Raw genomic sequence first — 20,738 nt, 5'->3', positions numbered from 1 at the left:
ACCCTTTTCGCATGAAGTCGCAGCAGACCATGAAGCCCGCCACCGCCGCGAAGAAGCTGGGCGTGTACCTCGAGGCGACGCCCGAGGAGTTCCGGGCGGGCGTCGTGTCGCGCGACGAGCTGACCGAGCTGCAGGCGAACCCGCCGGAGTGGCTGCGCGAGCTGCGCCGCAACGGCCCGCACCCCAAGCAGCTGATCGCCCAGAAGCTCGGCATCTCGACGTCCGGTCTCGCCCGCGCGGGCCTCACCGAGGCGCTCACCACCGACCAGATCAACGCGATCAAGGACGAGAACCCGGACTGGCTGGTGCGGGAGCGCGCGACCTACAAGGAGTTCCGCGCGGAGGAGGCCCGCCTGGCGGAGAAGGCCCGCCTCGAGGACCAGGGCTGACCCCGCCCGCGGGGAGCGTCCTCAGAGCTCGATGACGACCTTGCCCCGCACGTGCCTGCCCGCCTGCAGCTCGGCCGCGCGGCGGATCTCCCCGACCGGGAAGCTCGCCGCCAGCGGGACGCGCAGCCGTCCGGAGGCGACCAGGTGCGCCATCGCCGCCAGGTCCTCTGGCGTGGCGTCGGCACCGTTGGCGGCCCGCACGCCGTCGACCTTCGCGGCGATGGTGCAGATGCGGTCGTCCGGGACACCCAGCTCCCGCGCGGCCCGCACCACCTCGGTCCCGTGCAGGTCGATGGCCGCGGTGACCCCGCCGGGCGCGAGAGCGCGGACCCGGTCCGCCAGGCCGTCGCCGTAGCTGACCGGTTCGGCGCCCAGTTCGCGCAGGAAGCCGGCCGAGCCCGGTGAGCCCGTCCCGATCACGCGGGCTCCCGCGAGCCGGGCCACCTGGACGGCGAACACGCCGACCCCTCCCCCGGCGCCGCCGACCAGCACCGTGTCGCGAGGGCCGGGGCGGACCGCGGCGAGAGCGGCGGCGGCCGTGCGTCCGGCGATCGTGAGGGTGGCGGCGGTGCGGTCGTCCACACCGTCGGGGGTGTGGTGGACCTCGTTGGCCGCGACCCCGGCGGCCAGGTCGACCACCACGTAGTCCGCGACCGCGCGGGACAGCGCGCCCCCGAACACCCTGTCCCCCGGCGCGAACCCGGTGACGCCCTCGCCGACCTGGTCGACGACGCCCGCGTAGTCGGTGCCGAACCCGGCCGGGAGGCTCAGCCCGAACCGCGTGGCGGTGTCCTCGTCGGCGGTCATGATCCAGTCCATCGGGTTGAGCCCCGCGGCGGTGACCCGCACGCGGAGCTGGCCGGGGCCCGGCCGCGGCACGGGAACCTCGCGGACGTCCAAGGACTCGAGACCTCCGAAGGTGTCGAGCAGCACCGCTCTGCCCGACGCGCGGTGGTTCTGCGACATGTGCGTCCCCCTTCTCGGAACAGCGAAACGGACTATGCTCCGCTTATTCGAGACTAACACAACCGGAGCGTGATCCGTTTTGACCGAGGACGAGACGCGCGGCCTGCGGGCGGACGCGACCCGCAACCGCGACCAGCTGCTCGCGGTGGCGACCCGCATGTTCGCCGGAGCCGAGGAGGAGCCGTCGATGCGGTCGATCGCGCGCGAGGCCGGCGTCGGCATCGCCACGCTCTACCGGCACTTCCCCACCAAGGAGTCGCTGGTCGACGCGATCTACCGGGACCAGGTCGAACGGCTGACGACCGGCGCGGGCGAGCTGCTCGACCGGCTCGCCCCCGCCGCCGCGCTGCGGCGCTGGACGGACCTGTTCGGCGACTGGATCGCGACCAAGAACGGCATGCTCGGCACGTTGCGCGCGATGGCCGAGTCGCCGGACTTCGCACACGCCGGGACGCGGGCCGCGCTGCTGGCCGCCATCGGCACGATCCTCGACGCCGGACGGGTGGCGGGCGACCTCCGCCCCGACGTCTCGGCCGACGACCTGGCCGACTTCCTGATCGGCGTCTTCACCGTGGCGCCCCGGCCCCGCGACGAGGCGAAGGCCGGTCGCCTGCTCGACCTCCTGATGGACGGCCTGCGGCCGCGTTAGCCGAGGACGAAGGGGATCTCCAGGTCGCCCAGCTCGGCCCGTTCGCGCTCGGTCGCGGCGCGCCGTCCCGTGCCGACCAGCAGCACGTCCACGTCGGAGAAGCCGGAGGGAAACGGTCCGGCGATCCGTTCGAGCGTCTGACGGCACCGCGCGAGCGCCCTCGGCGGCGGCCCCTCCAGGTGCGGCAGGTGCGCGACCAGGTCCAGGTGGTGCAACGTCCACTCCCAGACGTACGCGCCGAGATACCCGGACGTGCACAGGACCATGTCCCCCGTGCTGACCTTGAGCGTCGGGTCGGCCAGCTCCGCCGCGCGCAACGCCGCCTGACCCACGTCGTCGACGTGGTGCTTGAGCAGCCACGGTTCCCCATACGCGGCGGCGAGCCGCACGGTCAGCGCGGACAGCGGGTCGTCCGCCGGTGCGTGCGACACCCGCCAGTACGTCACCTCGTCGTGCGTCACCGGGTCGGCGGTGGGCGTCACCAGCGTGATCAGCACGTCCTGCGCGTCGGTCACCAGGTGGCACACCAGGTCGCGGACCAGCCAGCCCTCGCACCCGGACGGCCGGTCGAAGTCGTCGTCGGTGAGCTCCCCCACCGCTCCCAGCAGGGTTCCCAGCGCAAGCGGAAAGAGGTCCACACCCGCAAACTACAACGACCGAGGGCCGGCGAACGGTTAGGTTGGTGGGCATGGGCAAGTCCCCGGCTGTGGAGCTCGAGGTGGAAGACCGCGTCGTGCGGATCTCCAACCCCGGCCGCGTCTACTTCCCCGCACGCGGGGAGACGAAGCTGGACCTCGTGAACTACTACCTGTCCGTCGGCGACGGGATCGTCCGCGCGTTGCGCGAACGGCCGTGCATGCTGCACCGGTTCCCCGAGGGCGTCACGGGCGAGAAGGTGCACCAGAAGAGACTTCCGAACGGCGCGCCGCCGTGGGTGCGGACGGTGCGGGTGCACTTCCCCCGCTACAACCGGCACGCGGACGAACTGTGCGTCACGCACCTCGCCGACGTGATCTGGGCCGTGCAGATGTCCACTGTGGAGTTCCACCCCTGGAACTCGCGCGCGGCGGACACCGAGAAACCGGACGAGTGGCGCATCGACCTCGACCCCGGCCCGGACTGCTCGTTCGACCGCGTCCGCCGGGTCGCGTTGGTGGTGCAGGAAGTTCTCGACGAGCTCGGTGCGACGGGGTTCGTGAAGACGTCCGGGTCGAAGGGGCTGCACGTCTACGTGCGGATCAAGCCGGAGTTCGGTTTCCATGACGTGCGCAAGGCGGCGTTGGCGTTCGCGCACGAGGTCGAACGGCGGGCGCCCGGCGACGTCGAGACCACGTGGTGGCGCAAGGACCGCGACCCGTCGCTGGTGTTCGTGGACTACAACCAGAACGCGCGCGACCACACGATCGCCTCGGCCTACTCGGTGCGCGGCTTCCCCGAGGCGACGGTCTCGACGCCGGTGCGGTGGGACGAGATCCCCGACGCCGACCCGCGCGACTTCACGATCGCCACCGTGCCCGCGCGCTTCGCCGAGCTGGGCGATCTGCACGCGGGCATCGACGACGCGGTCTGGTCCATCGAGCCGCTGCTCGAGTGGGCGGCCCGCGACGAGCTCGAGGTGCCCGATGAACACTAGCCCGATCAAGTTCTCCTCGCTCGACCAGCCGCTGTTCGGCGGGCTGCTGAAGGGCGACCTGGTGGAGTACCTGGAGTTCGTCGCCGACCGCTTCGTGCCGGTGCTCGCCGGGCGGCCGTTGTCGGTGTGGCGGGTGCTGCGCGGCCAGGACCCGTTCATGCAGAAGAACGTCCCGAAGTACACGCCGGGCTACGTGAAGACGGTCGAGGTGTGGGCGGAGGCGTCGCACCGGCAGATCCGCTACGCGTTGTGCGACGACGAGCAGACGCTGATGTGGTTCGCGAACCAGCGCGCCGTCGAGTACCACGTGCCGCTGTTCCTCGGCGACCACCAGACGCACCTGGTCCTCGACATCGACCCTCCGGAGGGCGCGGACTTCTCCGTCGTGGTGCAGGCGGCGTTCCTGGTCCGGGAGGCGCTGGCGCCGGCGGGTCTCGAAGGTGCGGTGAAGACCAGTGGTGCCAAGGGAGTGCACATCTTCGTGCCGCTGGAGAAGCACGACCCGGACGACGTCGCCGCGGCCACCCGCGCCCTGGCCGCCCGAGCCGAGAAACTCGGCCCGGCACTGGCCACCACCGCGTACATCCGGGCCGAACGCGGCGGAAAGGTGTTCCTGGACTCGACCCGCGCCTGGGGCGCCACGGTGGTCGCCGCCTACAGCCCCCGGCTGCGTGAGGGCCTGCCGATCTCCTTCCCGGTCCCGTGGGACTCGCTGGCCGACGTCACCCCCGCCGACTTCACCGTGCGGTCCCGTTTCGACGGCGACCCGTGGACGTCGCTGATGCCGGAACCCCAGCGCCTGCCCGCCGACCTGGTCGCGGAAGGCCACACGATCCCGGTGGCCCGCGTGGTCGCGATGCACGAGGGCAAGCGCCGCAAACTTCAGCGGGAACGCGAGAAGTAGGCGACCAGCGCCGCCGCCAACGGCAGCACCACGTGGGCAACGGTGGTGAACGACGGCTCGTTCGCCGACACGTAGGCGTTGGCCTGCACCAGGATCACCCCCGCGACCGTGACGACCCCGGCGAACCGGGCCGGTCCGGTGGTGGCCGCGGCGATGAGCGGGACGACGACCAGCCCCGCCAGGCTTGCGTGGTGGACGTAGGCAGGGGCCTCGGCCGACACCGTCATGACCGCGTCCAGCAGCAGGAGAACCGGCGCTATGGCACTGGCCCACGTCTTGTCCAGCCACTGGCGGTAGGCGGCCAGGCAGACCAGCGCCGCCACGACCACGATCAGGGTGATGTCCTCCCCGTCGTCACCGATCGGTGTCAGGTCGTGGGCCGAGGCCGCGACCACGTACACGCCCACCGCCCCCAGCAGACCGGCCGCCATCGCGAGTCGCTGTTTCGTGCCGGCCACGGCCACGGCCAGGGCCACCGCGGCCAGGCCGAGCGGTGTCCAGGAGGTGGTGTCGCCGCCGCTGAGCAGGCCGGTGGTGGCGGCCAGCAAGCCGAGCGCGGCGCCTGGGACCCACGGGTGGTCGCGGCAGGTGAGTGCGAAGACCGCGGCTGCCAGAGCCCACGGCACCAGGTCCGAGACCGGGGCGGCGTACGGGATGAAGCCTTCGCTCGGCCTGGTCATGTAGCCGAGGACCAGGAGGGTGAGGGCCAGGCCCGCTGCCAGGCGCGGGAGGGCGGTCATGAGTGAGGCGGGGAGGGCTGTGGTGTGCGGGGGCTGGCCCGTGGCGTGCGAGGGCAGGCCGGTGACGTGCGGGGGCAGGCCGGTGGCGTGCTGAGGCCGACCGGTGGCATGCGAGGGCTGGCCGGTGTCCGGTTCCGAGGCGAGGAACGCTGCCCGCCCCTCGCCGTGCGGAATCGATTCCGCCTGGTCCCCCTCCGGGGAGGCCGGAGCCCCCACTCCCATCGTCTCAGGCGGCACCGACAGTTTTCGCGACTCGACCGGCCGTCTCGGTACCGGTGGTGTGGTGGGCGTTGACGAGGCCGCGGGTACTTTCTCCCCGAGTGCCTTGCGGGCTGCGGACGGTTTCGCTTCCACTGCCGCGCGTGGTTTCGTCTCCTTGGCCGCGGACTCCCTCAGTGCCTCCCGAGGCACGGGCGGCCCCTCCTCCAGCGCCTCCCTGGCAGCGGCCGCCACCATCCGGCTGTCGTCGTCCACCAGCCGCCGCAGGGCGAGCCGGGCCGCCAGCGCCCGTCCCTCGTGCGCCACGGTGAGCAACCGCCGCAGTTCCGGCACCGCGCCGGCCCGCACGCCGGGCAGCGAGTGGTCGACGGCCTCCTGGAGTTCCGAAGGCAGGGGCACGGGCACCGTCACGGGCAGGGCGCGGCGGGCGATGCGGAGGTCGCCGCGGACGTCGAGCATCCACTTGCCGGGGGTCTGGTGTGGTGTCACGCGGCGGACGCGGTCGTAGACGTACTCGTACAGCTCGTCCAGGCCCACGTGGCCGTCCTGGTCGCGGTCCGCCTCGCCGGTCGCCAGGCCCTCCACCAGTGCCGCGGTGAAGACGGACGGCTCGCCTGCCGAAGCGTCGGTGATGGAGGAGCCCTCGAAGGCGTACTCGACGGCCGAGGACGCGGTGATCACGGCACGGCCGCTGCCGCCGAACTGTTCCTGCAGGCCGACCGGGCCGCCCGCGCGCGCGACCATGCCGCGGCCGAACGCTCCCGAGTAGCAGCAGTCGAGCAGGAGCACGACGCGGCGGGAGCGGGAGCGGTTCATGCGGCGGGCCACGAAGTCGGCGGAGACGGCGGTGCCCGCCAGGCGGGACAGCTTGGTGCCGGTGGTGGCGAAGTGCAGCTCGCCCGCCTCGTCCTTCACGCCGTGGCCGGAGAAGTGCAGGACCAGGAGGTCGTCGGGGGCGCGGTCGGCGAAGAAGTCCTCGACGGCCTCGTTGATCTCGGCCGCCGGTGCGTTGACCAGGGTGCGCACGTCGAAGCCGCCGATGCGCGGGTCGCCGAGCACCTCGGCGAGCCGGGCGGCGTCGTGGGCCGGGGCGCGCAGCGCGGACAGGCCGGGGTCGGCGAACTCGTAGCTCGCGATGATCAGGGCGTGGCGGCGAAGGTGGCGGCCGAGCCAGGCGCGGCGCGCGGCCAGCTCCTCCTCGGTGGGGGCGCCGGTCAGTTCGAGCGGGTCGCCGTCGGCCTCGACGGTGACGGACCGGTCGCGGCGGCGGCCGAGCCACGCCGAGACGGCGTTGATGAGCGCGGCCAGGACGGCGGACTGGGAGATCGTGGTGAGCACGGTGCCGATCTCGGCCGGGTCGAGGGCCTTGGCGCCGCCGACCCGCTCACCGGGCGCCTCCGACACGGCGACCAGCTCCCGCAGCTCCGTCCGCAGGAACGCGGTGAGCTGCTCGATCCGCTCGCCGTCGGCGCCGTCCTCGTGCACGCGCAGTGTGACGTCGGTCATAGCGGCCTCCCTTACACCTGGAGGTCGCCCGCCGGGCACCGGGCATTACGACGGGTCTGAGCCCCGCAACGCCGCCCACCACAGGCCGAGCACCGCGGCGACGACGGTCGCCGTGATCCAGCCGGTGAAGCCGCTGCCGTCCAGGTAGGCCCAGAACAGGCCGACGAACGGCGCGGGCACCATGAACACGGCGTCCACCCGCAGCTGGGCGCGCAGGCCGTGGGGCGCGCGGGTCTGCGGGTCCGGCTGCGCCGGGTTGTCCTGGCGACGGCCGCGCGGGTGCTTCGTGACGACGCGGCCGGACGGGTAGAGCGTCACGCCGTCGACCACGGCGACGCGTCCGCCGCGCAGCTCCGCCTCGACCGGAGACGGCAGCGTCACGAGCACCGGGTCGTAGTAGACGGGCAGCCAGCGCTCGGTGGGGCCCTCGATCTCCAGCCACGACCGCACCATCAGTCCCGACTGCAGCCGGATGCGCCGCACCTGCACGGTGACCGGCGACGACCGCGCCGCGCGCACGGCCAGCACGAGCCGCAGCGCGCCGGCGACGAGCACCAGCACCGCCACCGCGGTGGCGAACGAGACGCCGCCCAGTGCGCGGTCGGTCTCCAGGAACAGGTCGGAGCCGGGGATCACGGCGCGGGACGGGTCGGACGGGTCGAACGCCACCTGCGTCTGCCGCCCCACGATCCGGTCGCCGCTCTCGTACGGGACGCGCGCGGACCCCGACGGCCAGCGGACCTCGACAGCGCCGCCGTCGAACGACTCGACCGTGCCGACGTCACGAGCGGTCATGGCCGACAGCGCGGCCCGTCCGTCCGAATAGGACAGCCAGGAGAACACCGCGACGACGAGGCAGACGACCAGCACCATCGCCGTGGCGAGCAGACCGTGGCGCAGCGCGCGGACCCGGGAACGCAACAAGACACAGCTCCAAACAAGGAAAAACGGCCCGGCGGAAAGCCCGCCGGGCCGTTCGACACCCTAGCTGCACGTCACTCCGTGAAGCCCATGTGGATGTAGTCGTACGGACGGTTCGCGTACGCGACGGCGCCGAAGTTGGCGACGGTGCTCTTCACCGCGACAGCGCCCGGCTGCTGGTACAGCGGCAGCTGGTGGCCCAGCTCCCAGATCTTCTTGTCGGCCTCGTTGGCGAGCTCGAGGCGCTTGGTGTCGTCGAGCTCCTCGACGGCCTGCTCGAGCAGCTTGTTGACCTCTTCGGACCCGATGCGGCCGTAGTTCTGGTTGGTGCTGGCCGGGTCGAGGTAGTAGATGCCCTTGCTGTCCGAGATCGGCTGGGCGGAGGCCAGCCAGCGGAAGCCGGTCATGTCGAAGTTGCCGACGTTGACGTACTGCTTGAAGAAGTCGGTCGACGGCACGGCCTGGATGTCGACCTTGGCGCCGACCTCCTTGAGCTGCGACTGCACGAGCTTCGAGATCTGGTCGGAGATGGGGTTCGGCGTCGGGATGACGAACCGGACGACGAGCTCCTTGCCGTCCTTCTTGCGGGTCTCGCCCTCGAGCTTCCAGCCCAGCTCGTCGAGCTGCTTCTTCGCGGCTTCCTTGTCGAACGACGCGACGGCCGAGTTGTCCTTGTAGCCGGCCGAGCCCAGCAGGAAGAAGTGGTTACCGGTGACCTGCGCCTCGCCCTTGAGCATCTGGCCGAGCAGCGCCTTGCTGATGGTCTTGGTGTCGATGCCGCGCATCAGGGCGACGCGGAGCTTCGGGTCGTTCAGGATCGACGACTCGGCGCCGTTGAAGGTGATGTGCGAGTAGTCCGGCGTGACCGCCTGGCGGATCGCCACACCCTGCATCGACTGGGCACGCGTGAAGTTGTCGATGCTGGAGCCGATGTCGAAGAAGTCGATCTGGCCGTTGGCGAGGGCGTCCGCGAGGGCGGTGCGGTCGACCTGACGGAACGTGATCTTGTCGAGCTTCGGCTTCTCACCCCACCAGTTGGCGTCGCGCACGACGCTCACGGTCTTGCCGGTGCGGTCGATCGTCTCGATCTTGAACGGGCCCGCGGTGATCTTGGGCTCGTCCGCCCAGCCCTTGTTGAACGCCTCGGGCGTGGAGGAGAGGGACTTCGGGTAGAGGGGCGAGAACAGGCCCTTCCACTCGGCGAACTTCTTCTTGAAGGTGACCTTGACGTCCTGGTCGGACGCGCCCTTCTCGACCTTCTCGATGTCCTCGTAGCCGGTGGTGCCCGCGACCTCGTAGGTCTTGTCGGCCCCGTTGAGGGACTTCCACATGGCCTCGAAGTCTTCCCACGACAGCGCGGCGCCGTCGGACCACTTGGCCTTCGGGTTGATCTTGAACTCGAGGACCTGCGGGTCGGTGGACGCGAGCTTCGCGTCCTCCAGGTAGTCCTTGTTGATCTCGATCGTCGCGTCGGGGTTCTGCTTGAACAGGTTCGGCATGAGCGTGTCGATCATGCGCCGGCCGTCGGCGTTGGTGCCGTCGAGCTGGTTGTAGTTCCAGTTGTCCGGCAACTGGTCGACCGGCCAGCGGAACTCGCCGCCGTCCTTGACCTTGGACGCGTCCTGCGGGTTGATGTCCGCCTGACCGATCGTGTTCTCCGCGCCCTTCAGGCCGGAGTCACCACCGTTGTTGCTCGGGCCCCCACACGCGGTAAGCGTGAGGACGACCGCGGCCAGCGCGGACACTCCCACCGTGGTACGTCGACTCACTGTCGTGAACCTCCCTCGTGCCCGGACACCAGTTGCCGGGAACACTGTTCCTTCGTGCTCGCAGGTTGTTCTCTGAGGCGACGGATGCTCAGAGGACCTGACGGATCTGGGCGAAGTGGCAGGCGGCCTCGTGGTCTTCCGCCTGCCGCTCGCGCGGCGGTTCCACCTCGATGCACTGGCGCTGCTTCTCGGGCGGCAGCGACGCGTGCAGGAAGCACCGGGTGCGGAACCGGCAGCCGGACGGCGGGTTCGCCGGGCTCGGCAGGTCGCCGGTGAGGATGATCCTCTCCCGCTGCCGTTCCTTGACCGGGTCGGGGATCGGGATCGCCGACAGCAGGGCCTGCGTGTACGGGTGGCGCGGCGTCTCGAAGACCGAGTCCACCTCGCCGATCTCGATGATCTTCCCCAGGTACATGACGGCCACCCGGTCCGCGATGTGGCGCACCACCGACAGGTCGTGGGCCACGAACAGGTAGGCGAGGCCCAGCTTGGACTTGAGCTCCTCCAGCAGGTTGATGACACCCGCCTGGATGGACACGTCCAGCGCCGACACCGGCTCGTCGAGCACGACGAGCTTCGGTTCGAGCGCGAGGGCCCGCGCGATGCCGATGCGCTGGCGCTGACCGCCGGAGAACTCGCCGGGGTAGCGGGAGAGCTGCTCGGGGCGCAGGCCGACGAGCCGCATCAGCTCCGGCACGCGCCGGTTGATCTCGTCCTTCGAGAACCCGTGCACCTGCATGGGTTCTGCGATGCAGTCGTGGATCGTCAGGCGCGGGTCGAGCGACGCCATCGGGTCCTGGAACACCACCGACATGTCGCGGCGGATCTCGAAGCGGCGCTTGTTGTCCACCTCGGCCACGTTGGTGCCCAGCACGGAGATCTGGCCGCCCATCGGCTTGTGCAGGCCGAGGATCTCCATCAGGGTCGTGGTCTTGCCGCAGCCCGACTCGCCGACCAGGCCCAGGGTCTCGCCCTCGCGGACGTCGAACGAGATGCCCGACACGGCGTGCACGGTGCCGACGCGGCGCTTGAACACCACGCCCTTGGTCACCGGGTACTCCTTGACGAGCTCGTCGAGGCCCAGCACGACCTCGCGCTGCTCGCGCGGGATCTTCGCGACCTCGGGCTCGTCGGCCACCTCGGCGCCGAAGATCTCGACGGCCGCCTCCGCGCCCTCCGCGTCGGTCGCCGCGATCTCGTTGGTGCGGATGCACGCGGCGGCGTGCTCGACCGAGCCGTCGACGTCCAGCAGCGGCGGTTCCGCGGTGTGGCAGGCGTCGACGACCATCGGGCAGCGCGGCGCGAACGGGCAGCCGGGAGGTAGGTCCGTGAGCGACGGCGGCTGGCCCTTGATCGGCACCAGCGCCTGCTTCTCGCTGACGTCGAGACGCGGGATCGAGCCGAGCAGGCCGAGCGTGTACGGCATGCGCGGCTGCTGGTAGATCTCGTCGACCTTGCCCTTCTCCACGGCGCGGCCCGCGTACATGACCATCAGGCGGTCCGCGAACCCGGCGACGACGCCGAGGTCGTGGGTGATGATCACGATGCCGGCGCCGGTGACCTCCTGCGCCGTCTCCAGCAGCTGCAGCACCTGCGCCTGCACCGTCACGTCGAGCGCGGTGGTCGGCTCGTCGGCGATGATCAGGTCGGGGTCGTTGGCGATCGCCATCGCGATCACCGCGCGCTGCCGCATGCCGCCGGAGAACTCGTGCGGGAACGCCTTCGCGCGTTCCGCGGCGTTCGGGATGCCGACGAGGTCGAGCAGCTCGACCGCGCGCTTCGCGGCGCCCTGCTTGGACACCGAGCCCTTCTTGTGCACCAGGATCGCCTCGGCGATCTGGTCGCCGACGGTGTAGACCGGCGTCAGCGCGGACAGCGGGTCCTGGAAGACCATCGAGACGCGGCGGCCGCGGATCTTCGACAGCTCCGCGTCGCCGCGGCCGATCAGCTCACGGCCCTGGAACTTGATGGACCCGGTGATGCGCGCCGAGGACGGCAGCAGGCCCATGACGGCGAGCGAGGATACGGACTTGCCGGACCCGGACTCGCCGACGATGCCGAGGACCTCGCCGGGCGAGACGTGGTAGCTCAGGCCGCGGACGGCCTGCACGCGGCCCGACTCGCTCGGGAAGGACACGTGGAGGTCCTCGACCTGCAGCACCGGTCCCTCGACGACACGGTCTGCGGGCGTGTCGAACTGGAGCTCCGAGGTGGTCATCAGGCGGCCTTCTCCTTGGTGTCCTTCTTCTTCTCCTTGCGGCGCACGCGCGTGGAGGTGGGGTCGAGCGCGTCGCGGAGCCCGTCGCCGACCCAGTTCACCGCCAGCACGAACACGACGAGGAAGCCCGCCGGGAACAGGAACAGCCAGGGGAAGGTCGTCGCGGACTCGGCGTTCACCCCGATGAGCGTGCCGAGCGAGACGTCCGGCGACTGCACGCCGAACCCGAAGTAGCTCAGGCCGGTCTCGGCGAGCACGGCCGAGCCGACGTTGATCGTCGCGTCGATGATGAGCAGCGACGCCATGTTCGGCACGATGTGCTTGGCGATGATCTTGCGCGCCGGCTGGCCCATGAACTTGGCCGCCTTCACGAACTCGCGTTCCTTCAGCGTCAGCGTCATGCCGCGCACGATGCGGGCGGTGATCATCCACTGGAACGCCGCGAGCATCAGCACCAGCAGGAACCACGACTTGCCGCGGAACCACGGGCTGAGGATCGCGATGATCAGGAACGACGGCAGCACGAGCAGCAGGTCGACCAGCCACATGAGGGCCTTGTCGGCGACACCGAGGAAGTAGCCGGCGGCGGCGCCGACGACCGCCGCGACGGTGGTCGAGATCAGCGCCACGAGCAGGCCGATGATCAGCGACTTCTGCAGCCCGCGCATGGTCAGCGCGAACATGTCGGTACCGATCTTGTCGGTGCCGAAGATGTGCTCGGAGTAGGGCGGCTCCAGGAACGCCGTGTAGTCCTGGGTGTCGTAGGTCCACTTCGACAGCAGCGGGCCGATGAACGCCATCAGGTACATCCCGACGATGATCACCAGGCCGACGAGCGCCAGTTTGTTGCGCGCGAAGCGGATCAGCACGAGCCTGCCGCGCGTCATCGCCTTGCCCGGATCGGGCGCCGCGTCGACGGGGCTTCCGGAGGCGGCGCCGGTGGTTCCCGCCGAGTCGCCCTCGTTGAGGATCACGGTCACGTCGTCACCTTGCCTAGTTCACGCGGATTCGGGGGTCGAGCGCGGCGTACAGCACGTCGGCGAGCCAGCCGGAGAACAGCACGCACACGGCGACGAAGAGCGTCACCGTGGCGGTGACGTTCGTGTCCTGCGCCGAGATGCCGGTGACGAGCCAGTCACCCATGCCGAACCAGCCGAAGATCCGCTCGGTGAAGGTGCCACCGACGACGAGCAGGCCGAAACCGAACGCGAACAGGGTCGCCATCGGGATGAGCGCGGTGCGCAGGCCGTGCTTGAACAACGCCTTGCGGCGGGTCAGGCCCTTGGCCTGGGCGGTGCGCAGGAAGTCGCTGCCGAGCACGTCGAGCATCGACGAGCGCTGGTAGCGGCTGTAGTAGGCGATCTGGCCGAGCGCGATGGCGAGCGTCGGCACGATCAGGTGCTGCAGCCGGTCCCCGAGGTGCTCGAACCAGTTGCCCTGGAAGCCGGGGGTGGACTCACCGACGAAGATCAGCACGTTCGAGCCGATGGAGTCGTTGATCCCCTGCGCGCCCATCTTGAGCAGCGTGCCGAGCACGAACACCGGCGTGGACAGCAGTATGAAGCTGAACAGCGTCGCGAAGTAGTCGCTGAACTTGTACTGCCTGATGGCGCTCACCACGCCGAGCAGCACGCCGAAGCCGATGCCGATCGTGATGCCGAGCAGGAACAGCCTCAGACTCACGCCGATGCGCCTGCCGAGCTCGTCGGTGATGGGCCGGTCGGCGATGGTGCGGCCGAAGTCGCCCTGCACCACCCCGCCCATCCAGGTGACGAACCGCTGCGGGATCGGCTGGTCGAGGTGGAGGTCTCGTTTCTTCGCCTCGATCGACGCCGCGGGCGGCGGTGGGTTGCGTTGCTGCAACACCCCGATCGGGTCAAAGGTGGCGGAGGCCAACGTGAACGCGAGGAACGTCGCCACGAGGGCGAGCACCACGTAGTTGACCAACCGCCGCAACAGAAATCCGGCCACCCGTGTTCAGTCCTCTCCCCGGCTGGTTGCAACGTCGGCGCACTGGATTGCAGTGGACGAGGTGCACGAGATTAACCGCCGTTCCGGCGGACCGCCGCCCACCCCCCACCCATTACGGGGGAGGCCCGCTGACCGGGCCATAGTCACCCACGCGTGGCTGGAAGACAGCCCGATCAGTCACATCAACAGTTGACTCTCGGCGATTGTGTGTCCAAGCGTGACCATTGTGCGGCCGTATCGCCGTATTCACCGTCAAGTTCCTGTCGGCACACCGATGCAAGTACGCATCCGGGTGAATGCAATGTCCGATAGGTGTGGGACAAGCGTCGCAATGCGATCTTATTCTGCCGATCACGCTGCGAAGCGCCGCGTGCGAGCAGTGTTACTGCATCGATGCGGACCAGGCCGTTCACCTGACCAGCGGAGCAACCACTGGGCCGGAAGGCGTGAAGCGCGTCACAACGGATGGAGCAGGGGACGTGACGTGGCTAACTCGTCCGCCAGAGCCTGCCGCCCGCGATGACGAACACCTCACCGCCGACGGTCTCGGCCGCGACGACCTCCCCGCTGGGCCCGTCCGCGGGCCGTTCGTCCTTTTCGGACACCAGCCGCACACCGCCGTGGTCGACGAACAGCGTCGGGACACCGCGGACCGGCACGGGCGCCACCAGGGGCTGGTCGTCGCCGACCGGGACGTCCGGCACGGCGAGCCTCGTCCACTCGGGGCCTGACCACCAGGCGAGCTTGCCCTTGCTGCGCCCCACGACGTGGCACGTGCCGTCCCAGCACCGGGCGGCGAGCGCGGCGTCGCCGTCCGGGAGGGTCGCCGTGGTCCACGTCTCGCCGTCGAACCGCCAGACGGCGGCGCTCACCACGCCCTTGGCGATCTGCCAGCCGGTGACGATCGCGCCGTCACCGTCCGGCGCCACGCCCAGCGGGAACCGCAGCAGCTCCTGCGAGCTCTCCAGCACCGTGCCCGCGGAGGGCTGGCGGGTCCACGTGTCGGCGGCGTAGGTCCACACGGCGATGTCCAGCCCGGCCTTGGCGCTCTCCCAGGTGCCGATGATCAACGGGCCGCGCTTCGTCCGCACCGGCCCGATCAGCTCACCGGCGCCGTAGCCGCCGAACGTGCTGAACGCCTGCGGCTTCTCGGTGATCTGCCGCGCGTCCCCGGTCCAGGCGCTCCACCGGACGTTGCCGTGCGCGCCGCCGCGCTGGCCGCCGACACCGGTGATCGTCGTGCCGTCGGAGGTGATCCCGTACCAGTGGGCTTCCCTGCCGTACGGACTGGCGGGCGTCAGCCGGGAGTTGCCGATCACGCCGCCCTTGTCGCGCGTCACGAGCTCGGGGTGGTCCGACGGCCGCGTGCCGATCACGAGCGAGTCGCCGTGCGCCGCGAGGGCTTCCGGCGGCGCGGACAGGTCGACGGCGGTGAACCGGACGGCGTCGTCCGCTCCGCCGGAGGAGCAGCCGGTGAGAACGAGCAGAACCGCGAGCGTCAGCCTCCGCATGCGCGCCAGTATGACGACATGCGGCCGGCCCCAGGACAGGTGTTGCACTTCTCGGAAGACCCGGCGATCGCCCGCTTCGTCCCGCACGTGGCGGCGACGGCGCGGCAGGCGGAGCCGTACGTGTGGGCGGTGGACTCCGCGCACAGCCCCGGCTACTGGTTCCCCCGCCAGTGCCCGCGGGCGATGGCGTGGACGGGCCCGGGGTCTTCGGACGCCGACCGCGACCGGATCATCGGGCCGGGCTGCGGGACGCGGGTGCACGCCGTCGAGTACGGCTGGCTGGAGCGGATGCGGACCGTGCGGCTCTACGCGTACCGGTTCGACGCGGCGGCGTTCCGGCCGTTCGGCGACGACGGCGCCTCGGTGGTGGCGACGGAACCGGTGGTGCCGCTCGGTCCGGCCGAACGCGTCGGCGACCTGTTCGAGCTGCACGAGGAGGCGGGGATCGGGCTGCGCGTGCTGCCGAACCTGTGGCCGTTCTGGGACGAGGTCACGCGGAGCTCGCTGGGCTGGAGCGGCATCCGGTTGCGCACCGCGCTGCCGCGGCCCGGCTGAGTCCGGCGGAAGCCTGGTAAACGTGGAGGCATGGGACTTCTCAGCGGGATGATGGGAAACGCGTCGAAGCTCGACCCGCGGTCCGCCGCGAAGGAGTTCGGCAGGCTGCTCGCGCAGGGCGAACCGGTGCACGCGGCCTACCAGCTGGTGCGCGACTCGTTCGTGTTCACCGACCGGCGCCTGATCCTGGTCGACAAGCAGGGCGTGACGGGCAAGAAGGTCGAGTACCACTCGGTGCCGTACAAGGCGATCACGCAGTTCTCAGTCGAGACCGCCGGGCACTTCGACCTCGACGCGGAGCTCAAGATCTGGGTCTCCGGCCACGACACGCCGATCTCCAAGCAGTTCGGGAAGGGCGTCGACGTCTACGAGGTGCAGGCACTGCTCGCGACGTTCGTGTCCCGGTAGCACCGCCTGCGCGTGCAGCGCCACGGCGACCTCGGCCAGCGCGACGAGCAGGGCCGTGGTGAGGTGGCCGGTGTCGAGCAGGAGGTTCGCCGCGGCCAGGAGCCCGGACGCCACCCGGCCGCGGAGCAGCACGCGCAGGACGGTGGCGGTGCAGCGCGTGGTGGACATCTCGGTTCCCTCCCAACGGTTTTCGCTCTCACAGACACGTCGAACGACACCGTCCTGTTTCGACACCACGGAATAAAAACCTTGTCGCACAACGAAATCCCCCGCAGCCGCCAAGGCTGCGGGGGATTTTCTCCGTCAGGGCTAGCGGGGCTGGAGCATCGGGCGGAACTTGTCGCGGTAGGCCCACGCCAGCCCGATCTCGGCCAGCACCACCAGGATCGCGATGCCGAGGCCCGACGGCTCCAGGAACACGTGGATCAGGAAGATGTTGACCACCATCGGGGCGAGGATCGCGAGCGCCAGCGGCACGAACCGGCCGGCCAGCAGCAGCACACCCGCCACGACCTGGACGCCGGAGGCGAGCTGCAGCATGTAGCCGGTGGCGTACAGCGCGGCCGTGAACGCCACCCCGTCCGGCGCCATCGTGGCGGGATCCGGTGCGGGCATGAAGTTCAGGAACCCGTTCAAGCCGGTCACGGTGAACAGCAGGCCGGTCAGCACGCGGGTCACGAGGGTGGCGTGCCGGGCGAAGGCCGGCCTGCGGGTGGTGCGGGGAGCGGCGGCGGTGGTGACGGACGCGGTCATGTCGGTTCCTCCTGGGCTGTCGTGTCCTTCCACTGATGCGTCGAACGGGCACCGCCCCGGATCGACACGACACCGGAAAAATCTTGAGGAACTTCGTCCCCGCAGGTCAGACCCCTGACCGTGCCGCGCGGACGTGCTCGGCGACCGGACTGAGCCGCAGCCAGCGGGGCAGGCCGCGCACCACCCAGCGCGCCCCGGTCAGCTCGACCGTGCCCGCGCGGACGGCGTCGAGGAGCTCGAACTCCCCCTCCCACACCCGGTAGAGCGTGGCGATGTCCGACGACAGCACCGCGTCCACCTCCAGGCCGGGGTCGGTGTAGCAGATGGAGGCGTCGCCGGGCTCCACGACGAGCCAGAACGTGCGGCGGCGGTCCTGGACGCGGACCTCGACGGTCGCGCGGCGGGTCAGCGAGCCGGTGTCGACGCGGCCGTGCATCCACCACATCAGCACCTCGGGGTCGAGCTCCTCCGCCCGCGGGTCGCCGAACGCGTACCGGGCGCCCCACTCGGCGAGGCTGAACACCAGCGGCCGCAGCGCCTCCCCCGCCGGGGTGAGCGCGTAGCCGTCGCCCGTGCGCCCGACGAGGCCCGCGGCCGTGAGCTGGCGCAGGCGCCGGGACAGCAGAGCGCGCGAGAGCCCCGGCAGGCCGTGGGAGATCTCGTTGAAGCGCGAGGCACCGTTCAGCATGTCCCGCACGATCAGCAACGTCCACCGGTCGCCCAGCACCTCGACGGCGCGGACGATCGGGCAGTACTGCGCGTAGGTCCTCACACCCGGGAACTCCGCCGCGGCGGAGGTTTCGTTACCGCCGCGGCGGTTCACTTCCAGAACTACCCGCGGGGGTCGCGCGTTCCTACGTTCGTCCCATGACAACACTCGACACACCCCGGCTGACCGGCACCTTCCCGGTCGCCACCGGGGAGGACGACACCAGGTTCACCGAGATGGCGGCCCGCATCGGCGCGGTCGCGGCAGCACACGCCTCCGGCCACGACCGGGACGCCACGTTCGTGAGCGAGGCGTACGAGGCGATGCGCGAGGAGGGCTACCTCGCGCTGGCCGTGCCCCGGGAGCTGGGCGGGCACGGCGCCACGATGCGCCAGGTCTGCCACGCGCAGGCCGAGCTGGCCCGGCACGACGGCGCCACCGCGCTGGCCGTCACGATGCACCTCTACCTCACGCTCATGCAGGACTACCGCAGACGCAAGGGCGCACCGGACGCGGAAGGCGTGCTGCGGCGCGTGGCGGCGGAGGACCTGGTCATCGCGACCAGCGGCGGATCGGACTGGCTGTGGCCGACGACCACCGCGACCCCCGCGGACGGCGGGTTCCTGGTCAACGGCCGCAAGGCGTTCTGCAGCCAGTCGCCGCGGGCGGACGTCATCGCCACCTCGGCCGTCCTCGGTGACGAGGTGCTGCACTTCAGCGTGCCGCTGAACGCCGGCGGCGTACGCATCGAGGAAACCTGGGACACCCTCGGGATGCGCGGCACGGCCAGCCACGACGTCGTGATGGAGAACGTCTTCGTGCCGGAGGGCAAGATCGCCGCCCGCCGCCCGTACGGGGAGTTCGGCGCGCCGCTGTTCGCCGCGGTGGTCCACTTCGCACCCGTGTGCGGCGCGACCTACTACGGCATCGCGGCGGGCGCCCGGGACGTCGCCGTGCGGTCGACGGTGAAGAACGCCGCCCGGCAGATCGGGCTGATGGACTACAAGCTGCGCACGTCCTGGTGGTCGCTGATGGGCGCCGTCGACGACCTCGGCGACGACTACACGGCAGGTCCCGAGGCGGTCACCACCGTCATGCTGGCCAAGCGCCAGGCCGTCGTCGAGGCCGTCGAGGTCGTGAACCTCGCGATGGAGGTCCTGGGTGGACGGTCGTTCTTCAAGCGCTCCCCGCTCGAACGCGCCTACCGCGACGTTCGCGCCGGAACGTTCCACCCGCTCACACCGGAGGCCACACTCGTGTACGCGGGCAAGGTCGCACAGGGCGATCCCGGTGTCACCGAGTGACTTCGAGTGGTAGGCGCGCCAAGGCTTTGCGAGGATGCGAGCCCGTCTACCCAAGGAGCGATCCCGGTGGCCACACGTCTCAACCCCTACCTCAGCTTCGACGGCCACGCCCGCGAGGCGATGGAGTTCTACCAGTCCGTCTTCGGCGGAGAGCTGAAGGTGAACACCTTCGGCGAGTTCGGCATGCAGGACACCCCGCAGGCGGACCAGGTCATGCACGCCCAGCTGGAAACAGACGCCGGCTACACGATCATGGCCTCCGACACGCCGCCCGGCGCGGAGGTCAGAACCGGGTCGAGCATCACGGTGTCGCTCTCGGGCGACGACGAGGTGCTGCGCGAGTACTTCGCCAAGCTCGCGGAGGGCGGCCAGGTCGGCACCCCGCTGGAGAAGCAGATGTGGGGCGACGAGTACGGCGACCTCGTCGACAGGTTCGGCGTGCACTGGATGGTCAACCTGGGCTGACCGCGGTGGCCCCGTTCCGCGTGGTGGCGCATGATTGCCGACCATGAGCGAGCGGCTGCGAGGTGTCGTCGACCGGCTCGGGGTCCTGCCTGACGACCGGGTGCTGGAGGTCGGCTGCGGGCAGGGCGTGGCCGCCACGATGGTGTGCGAACTGCTGACCACCGGGACGCTCACCGCGATCGACCGCTCGGTGAAGATGGTCGAGGCCGCGACCCGGCGCAACGCCGCGCACGTCGCGTCGGGCAAGGCCGAGTTCCTCATCGCCTCGCTGGAGGACGCGAACCTCGGCGACCGCCGGTTCGACCTGGTCTTCGCCGTGCGGGTGGGGCTCTTCCACCGCGACCCGGGCCGCGCGCACGCCCTGGTGAGGCCGTGGCTCGCACCGGGCGCCCGCGTGCTGTCGTTCTTCGACGTGCCGGTCTGAGCGCTGCGCCGGACGCCTTTTCCGCCTTTGCCCGTCACACCCCCGCCGTGTGTCATCCGCCAGTGTTCACCGCCGCCTCTCCGTGACGTCGCTTTCGCACGCGGGGGCCCCGCGTACGCCCTGATAGGACGAAAGGGCCCCGCGTGCGGTAGGGGAAACACGAAAGAGAGTTGCGAGCAGGGCGGGACGTTACGGACAGCATTCGTCGAAGGGTGCTTGGTGGTGCGTCACGGCCTCACTGCTGGATGCGGCTGAACAGGTCGGTGATCAGCTTCTTCGACGGCTCCACGCCCGCGGGTGAACGCACCTCGACCAGCGTCCTGCCCCGGCGCGCGCCGACGGTGTGCTGGGTCGTCTCGGAGCCACCCGCCGTGGCCTCGTACGCCTCGTCCTCGAAGCCCTCGATCGGCTTGGCGCCCTCCGGCTTCGCCCCGGCGACCGTCGCGGGCGTGGCGTTCGTCGTGAACCGCACCTCGACGGGCATGCCGGAGCCGACGTACGTGCACGTGGTCACGGCCTTGTCGACGGTCTCCCGCTGGCCCTGCAACCGCAGCCCGAGCGCCTTGCCGACGACGGACGAGTTGGCGTTCGCGCAGTTCGGGCCGGTGCCGGCGGGCTGGTCCACGGTCGTCGGGGCCTGCTGCGTGGTCTCCGGCGCCGCCTCCGGCGTGGAGGTGCAGGCGGCGAGCAGGAAAACGGCGGCGAGGAGGGTGAGGCGCACACC

21 protein-coding genes are annotated in these 20,738 nt (G+C 70.6%); 9 read left to right on the top strand and 12 right to left on the bottom strand.

Annotated elements, in window-relative coordinates; translation table 11 throughout:
- Positions 1-11 precede the first annotated feature (11 nt).
- Positions 12-389, top strand: a complete 378-nt coding sequence (locus BLT23_RS13375) for a DUF5997 family protein (protein WP_090048977.1) — start codon at positions 12-14, stop codon at positions 387-389.
- Positions 390-410: 21 nt separating this feature from the next.
- On the opposite strand, the gene BLT23_RS13370 is transcribed toward BLT23_RS13375, so the two are convergent.
- A complete protein-coding gene (locus tag BLT23_RS13370; RefSeq protein WP_090048975.1) occupies positions 411-1,355 on the bottom strand; it encodes an NADP-dependent oxidoreductase in 945 nt (314 codons plus the stop codon).
- Positions 1,356-1,434: 79 nt separating this feature from the next.
- On the opposite strand from BLT23_RS13370, the gene BLT23_RS13365 reads away from it, so the two are divergent.
- Entirely contained in the window at positions 1,435-2,004 is a 570-nt protein-coding gene (locus tag BLT23_RS13365; RefSeq protein ID WP_090048973.1) for a TetR/AcrR family transcriptional regulator, read from the top strand.
- On the opposite strand, the gene BLT23_RS13360 is transcribed toward BLT23_RS13365, so the two are convergent.
- Positions 2,001-2,642, bottom strand: a complete 642-nt coding sequence (locus tag BLT23_RS13360; RefSeq protein ID WP_090048971.1) for a maleylpyruvate isomerase N-terminal domain-containing protein — start codon at positions 2,640-2,642, stop codon at positions 2,001-2,003. The two genes, BLT23_RS13365 and BLT23_RS13360, sit on opposite strands and share 4 nt — an antisense overlap.
- A gap of 50 nt (positions 2,643-2,692) precedes the next feature.
- Here BLT23_RS13360 and ligD point away from each other — a divergent pair, with 50 nt between their 5' ends.
- Both ligD and BLT23_RS13350 read left to right on the top strand, forming a co-directional pair.
- Positions 2,693-3,637 (top strand): non-homologous end-joining DNA ligase, encoded by a 945-nt coding sequence (gene ligD / locus BLT23_RS13355; RefSeq protein ID WP_090048969.1) that lies wholly within the window; start codon positions 2,693-2,695, stop codon positions 3,635-3,637.
- Positions 3,627-4,541, top strand: a complete 915-nt coding sequence (locus BLT23_RS13350; RefSeq protein WP_090048967.1) for a DNA polymerase domain-containing protein — start codon at positions 3,627-3,629, stop codon at positions 4,539-4,541. The genes ligD and BLT23_RS13350 overlap by 11 nt, the downstream gene beginning before the upstream one ends.
- Here BLT23_RS13350 and BLT23_RS13345 read toward each other — a convergent pair.
- The 7 genes from BLT23_RS13345 to BLT23_RS13315 form a co-directional block, all read right to left on the bottom strand.
- The gene (locus BLT23_RS13345; protein ID WP_090048966.1) at positions 4,520-7,006 is read right to left on the bottom strand and encodes a caspase family protein; all 2,487 of its coding nucleotides are present in this window, start codon (positions 7,004-7,006) and stop codon (positions 4,520-4,522) included. The genes BLT23_RS13350 and BLT23_RS13345 overlap by 22 nt on opposite strands.
- Before the next feature lie 45 nt (positions 7,007-7,051).
- Entirely contained in the window at positions 7,052-7,930 is an 879-nt protein-coding gene (locus BLT23_RS13340; protein WP_090048964.1) for a hypothetical protein, read from the bottom strand.
- A 71-nt stretch (positions 7,931-8,001) separates the two neighbouring features.
- Positions 8,002-9,696: an ABC transporter family substrate-binding protein gene (locus BLT23_RS13335; RefSeq protein WP_090048962.1), complete on the bottom strand. Its 1,695-nt coding sequence runs from the start codon at positions 9,694-9,696 to the stop codon at positions 8,002-8,004.
- An 88-nt stretch (positions 9,697-9,784) separates the two neighbouring features.
- Positions 9,785-11,914, bottom strand: coding sequence for a dipeptide ABC transporter ATP-binding protein (locus BLT23_RS13330; RefSeq protein WP_090048960.1), 2,130 nt, complete (start codon positions 11,912-11,914; stop codon positions 9,785-9,787).
- Positions 11,914-12,894, bottom strand: coding sequence for an ABC transporter permease (locus BLT23_RS13325; protein WP_218133737.1), 981 nt, complete (start codon positions 12,892-12,894; stop codon positions 11,914-11,916). Before BLT23_RS13325 ends, BLT23_RS13330 begins: the two co-directional genes overlap by 1 nt.
- Before the next feature lie 13 nt (positions 12,895-12,907).
- Positions 12,908-13,885: an ABC transporter permease gene (locus BLT23_RS13320; protein ID WP_090048959.1), complete on the bottom strand. Its 978-nt coding sequence runs from the start codon at positions 13,883-13,885 to the stop codon at positions 12,908-12,910.
- A gap of 488 nt (positions 13,886-14,373) precedes the next feature.
- A complete protein-coding gene (locus BLT23_RS13315) occupies positions 14,374-15,396 on the bottom strand; it encodes a hypothetical protein (RefSeq protein WP_090048957.1) in 1,023 nt (340 codons plus the stop codon).
- Positions 15,397-15,414: 18 nt separating this feature from the next.
- Here BLT23_RS13315 and BLT23_RS13310 point away from each other — a divergent pair, with 18 nt between their 5' ends.
- Both BLT23_RS13310 and BLT23_RS13305 read left to right on the top strand, forming a co-directional pair.
- The gene (locus tag BLT23_RS13310; protein WP_090048956.1) at positions 15,415-15,951 is read left to right on the top strand and encodes a DUF6886 family protein; all 537 of its coding nucleotides are present in this window, start codon (positions 15,415-15,417) and stop codon (positions 15,949-15,951) included.
- A gap of 30 nt (positions 15,952-15,981) precedes the next feature.
- Positions 15,982-16,359, top strand: coding sequence for a PH domain-containing protein (locus tag BLT23_RS13305; RefSeq protein ID WP_090048954.1), 378 nt, complete (start codon positions 15,982-15,984; stop codon positions 16,357-16,359).
- Positions 16,360-16,668: 309 nt separating this feature from the next.
- Here BLT23_RS13305 and BLT23_RS13300 read toward each other — a convergent pair whose 3' ends face one another.
- A complete protein-coding gene (locus tag BLT23_RS13300) occupies positions 16,669-17,112 on the bottom strand; it encodes a DoxX family membrane protein (RefSeq protein WP_143035924.1) in 444 nt (147 codons plus the stop codon).
- Between the two features lie 106 nt (positions 17,113-17,218).
- Positions 17,219-17,884, bottom strand: a complete 666-nt coding sequence (locus tag BLT23_RS13295; protein ID WP_218133736.1) for a winged helix-turn-helix transcriptional regulator — start codon at positions 17,882-17,884, stop codon at positions 17,219-17,221.
- A 95-nt stretch (positions 17,885-17,979) separates the two neighbouring features.
- Here BLT23_RS13295 and BLT23_RS13290 point away from each other — a divergent pair, with 95 nt between their 5' ends.
- From BLT23_RS13290 to BLT23_RS13280, 3 genes are all read left to right on the top strand, one after another.
- A complete protein-coding gene (locus BLT23_RS13290; protein ID WP_090048952.1) occupies positions 17,980-19,125 on the top strand; it encodes an acyl-CoA dehydrogenase family protein in 1,146 nt (381 codons plus the stop codon).
- 66 nt (positions 19,126-19,191) lie between these two features.
- Complete coding sequence (locus BLT23_RS13285; RefSeq protein WP_090048950.1) at positions 19,192-19,590, top strand: VOC family protein; 399 nt, start codon at positions 19,192-19,194, stop codon at positions 19,588-19,590.
- 43 nt (positions 19,591-19,633) lie between these two features.
- Positions 19,634-20,014, top strand: a complete 381-nt coding sequence (locus BLT23_RS13280) for a class I SAM-dependent methyltransferase (protein ID WP_090048948.1) — start codon at positions 19,634-19,636, stop codon at positions 20,012-20,014.
- A 235-nt stretch (positions 20,015-20,249) separates the two neighbouring features.
- On the opposite strand, the gene BLT23_RS13275 is transcribed toward BLT23_RS13280, so the two are convergent.
- On the bottom strand, positions 20,250-20,735 hold the full coding sequence (locus BLT23_RS13275) for a hypothetical protein (protein ID WP_090048947.1): 486 nt from the start codon (positions 20,733-20,735) through the stop codon (positions 20,250-20,252).
- Positions 20,736-20,738: the final 3 nt, after the last annotated feature.

It is taken from the genome of Lentzea fradiae, assembly GCF_900100955.1.
GTDB classification, from domain to species: domain Bacteria; phylum Actinomycetota; class Actinomycetes; order Mycobacteriales; family Pseudonocardiaceae; genus Lentzea; species Lentzea fradiae.
Note: the sequence above shows the minus strand (reverse complement) of the source record. Positions and strands in the feature narration are given on the sequence as shown.

What these genes read in the sequence shown, in the direction of transcription:
- BLT23_RS13375 (WP_090048977.1), top strand. Translation starts at nt 12, where the DNA reads ATGAAGTCGCAGCAGACCATGAAGCCCGCCACCGCCGCGAAGAAGCTG.
- BLT23_RS13370 (WP_090048975.1), bottom strand. Translation starts at nt 1,355, where the DNA reads ATGTCGCAGAACCACCGCGCGTCGGGCAGAGCGGTGCTGCTCGACACC.
- ligD (WP_090048969.1), top strand. Translation starts at nt 2,693, where the DNA reads ATGGGCAAGTCCCCGGCTGTGGAGCTCGAGGTGGAAGACCGCGTCGTG.
- BLT23_RS13350 (WP_090048967.1), top strand. Translation starts at nt 3,627, where the DNA reads ATGAACACTAGCCCGATCAAGTTCTCCTCGCTCGACCAGCCGCTGTTC.
- BLT23_RS13345 (WP_090048966.1), bottom strand. Translation starts at nt 7,006, where the DNA reads ATGACCGACGTCACACTGCGCGTGCACGAGGACGGCGCCGACGGCGAG.
- BLT23_RS13330 (WP_090048960.1), bottom strand. Translation starts at nt 11,914, where the DNA reads ATGACCACCTCGGAGCTCCAGTTCGACACGCCCGCAGACCGTGTCGTC.
- BLT23_RS13315 (WP_090048957.1), bottom strand. Translation starts at nt 15,396, where the DNA reads ATGCGGAGGCTGACGCTCGCGGTTCTGCTCGTTCTCACCGGCTGCTCC.
- BLT23_RS13310 (WP_090048956.1), top strand. Translation starts at nt 15,415, where the DNA reads ATGCGGCCGGCCCCAGGACAGGTGTTGCACTTCTCGGAAGACCCGGCG.
- BLT23_RS13305 (WP_090048954.1), top strand. Translation starts at nt 15,982, where the DNA reads ATGGGACTTCTCAGCGGGATGATGGGAAACGCGTCGAAGCTCGACCCG.
- BLT23_RS13300 (WP_143035924.1), bottom strand. Translation starts at nt 17,112, where the DNA reads ATGACCGCGTCCGTCACCACCGCCGCCGCTCCCCGCACCACCCGCAGG.
- BLT23_RS13290 (WP_090048952.1), top strand. Translation starts at nt 17,980, where the DNA reads ATGACAACACTCGACACACCCCGGCTGACCGGCACCTTCCCGGTCGCC.
- BLT23_RS13280 (WP_090048948.1), top strand. Translation starts at nt 19,634, where the DNA reads ATGAGCGAGCGGCTGCGAGGTGTCGTCGACCGGCTCGGGGTCCTGCCT.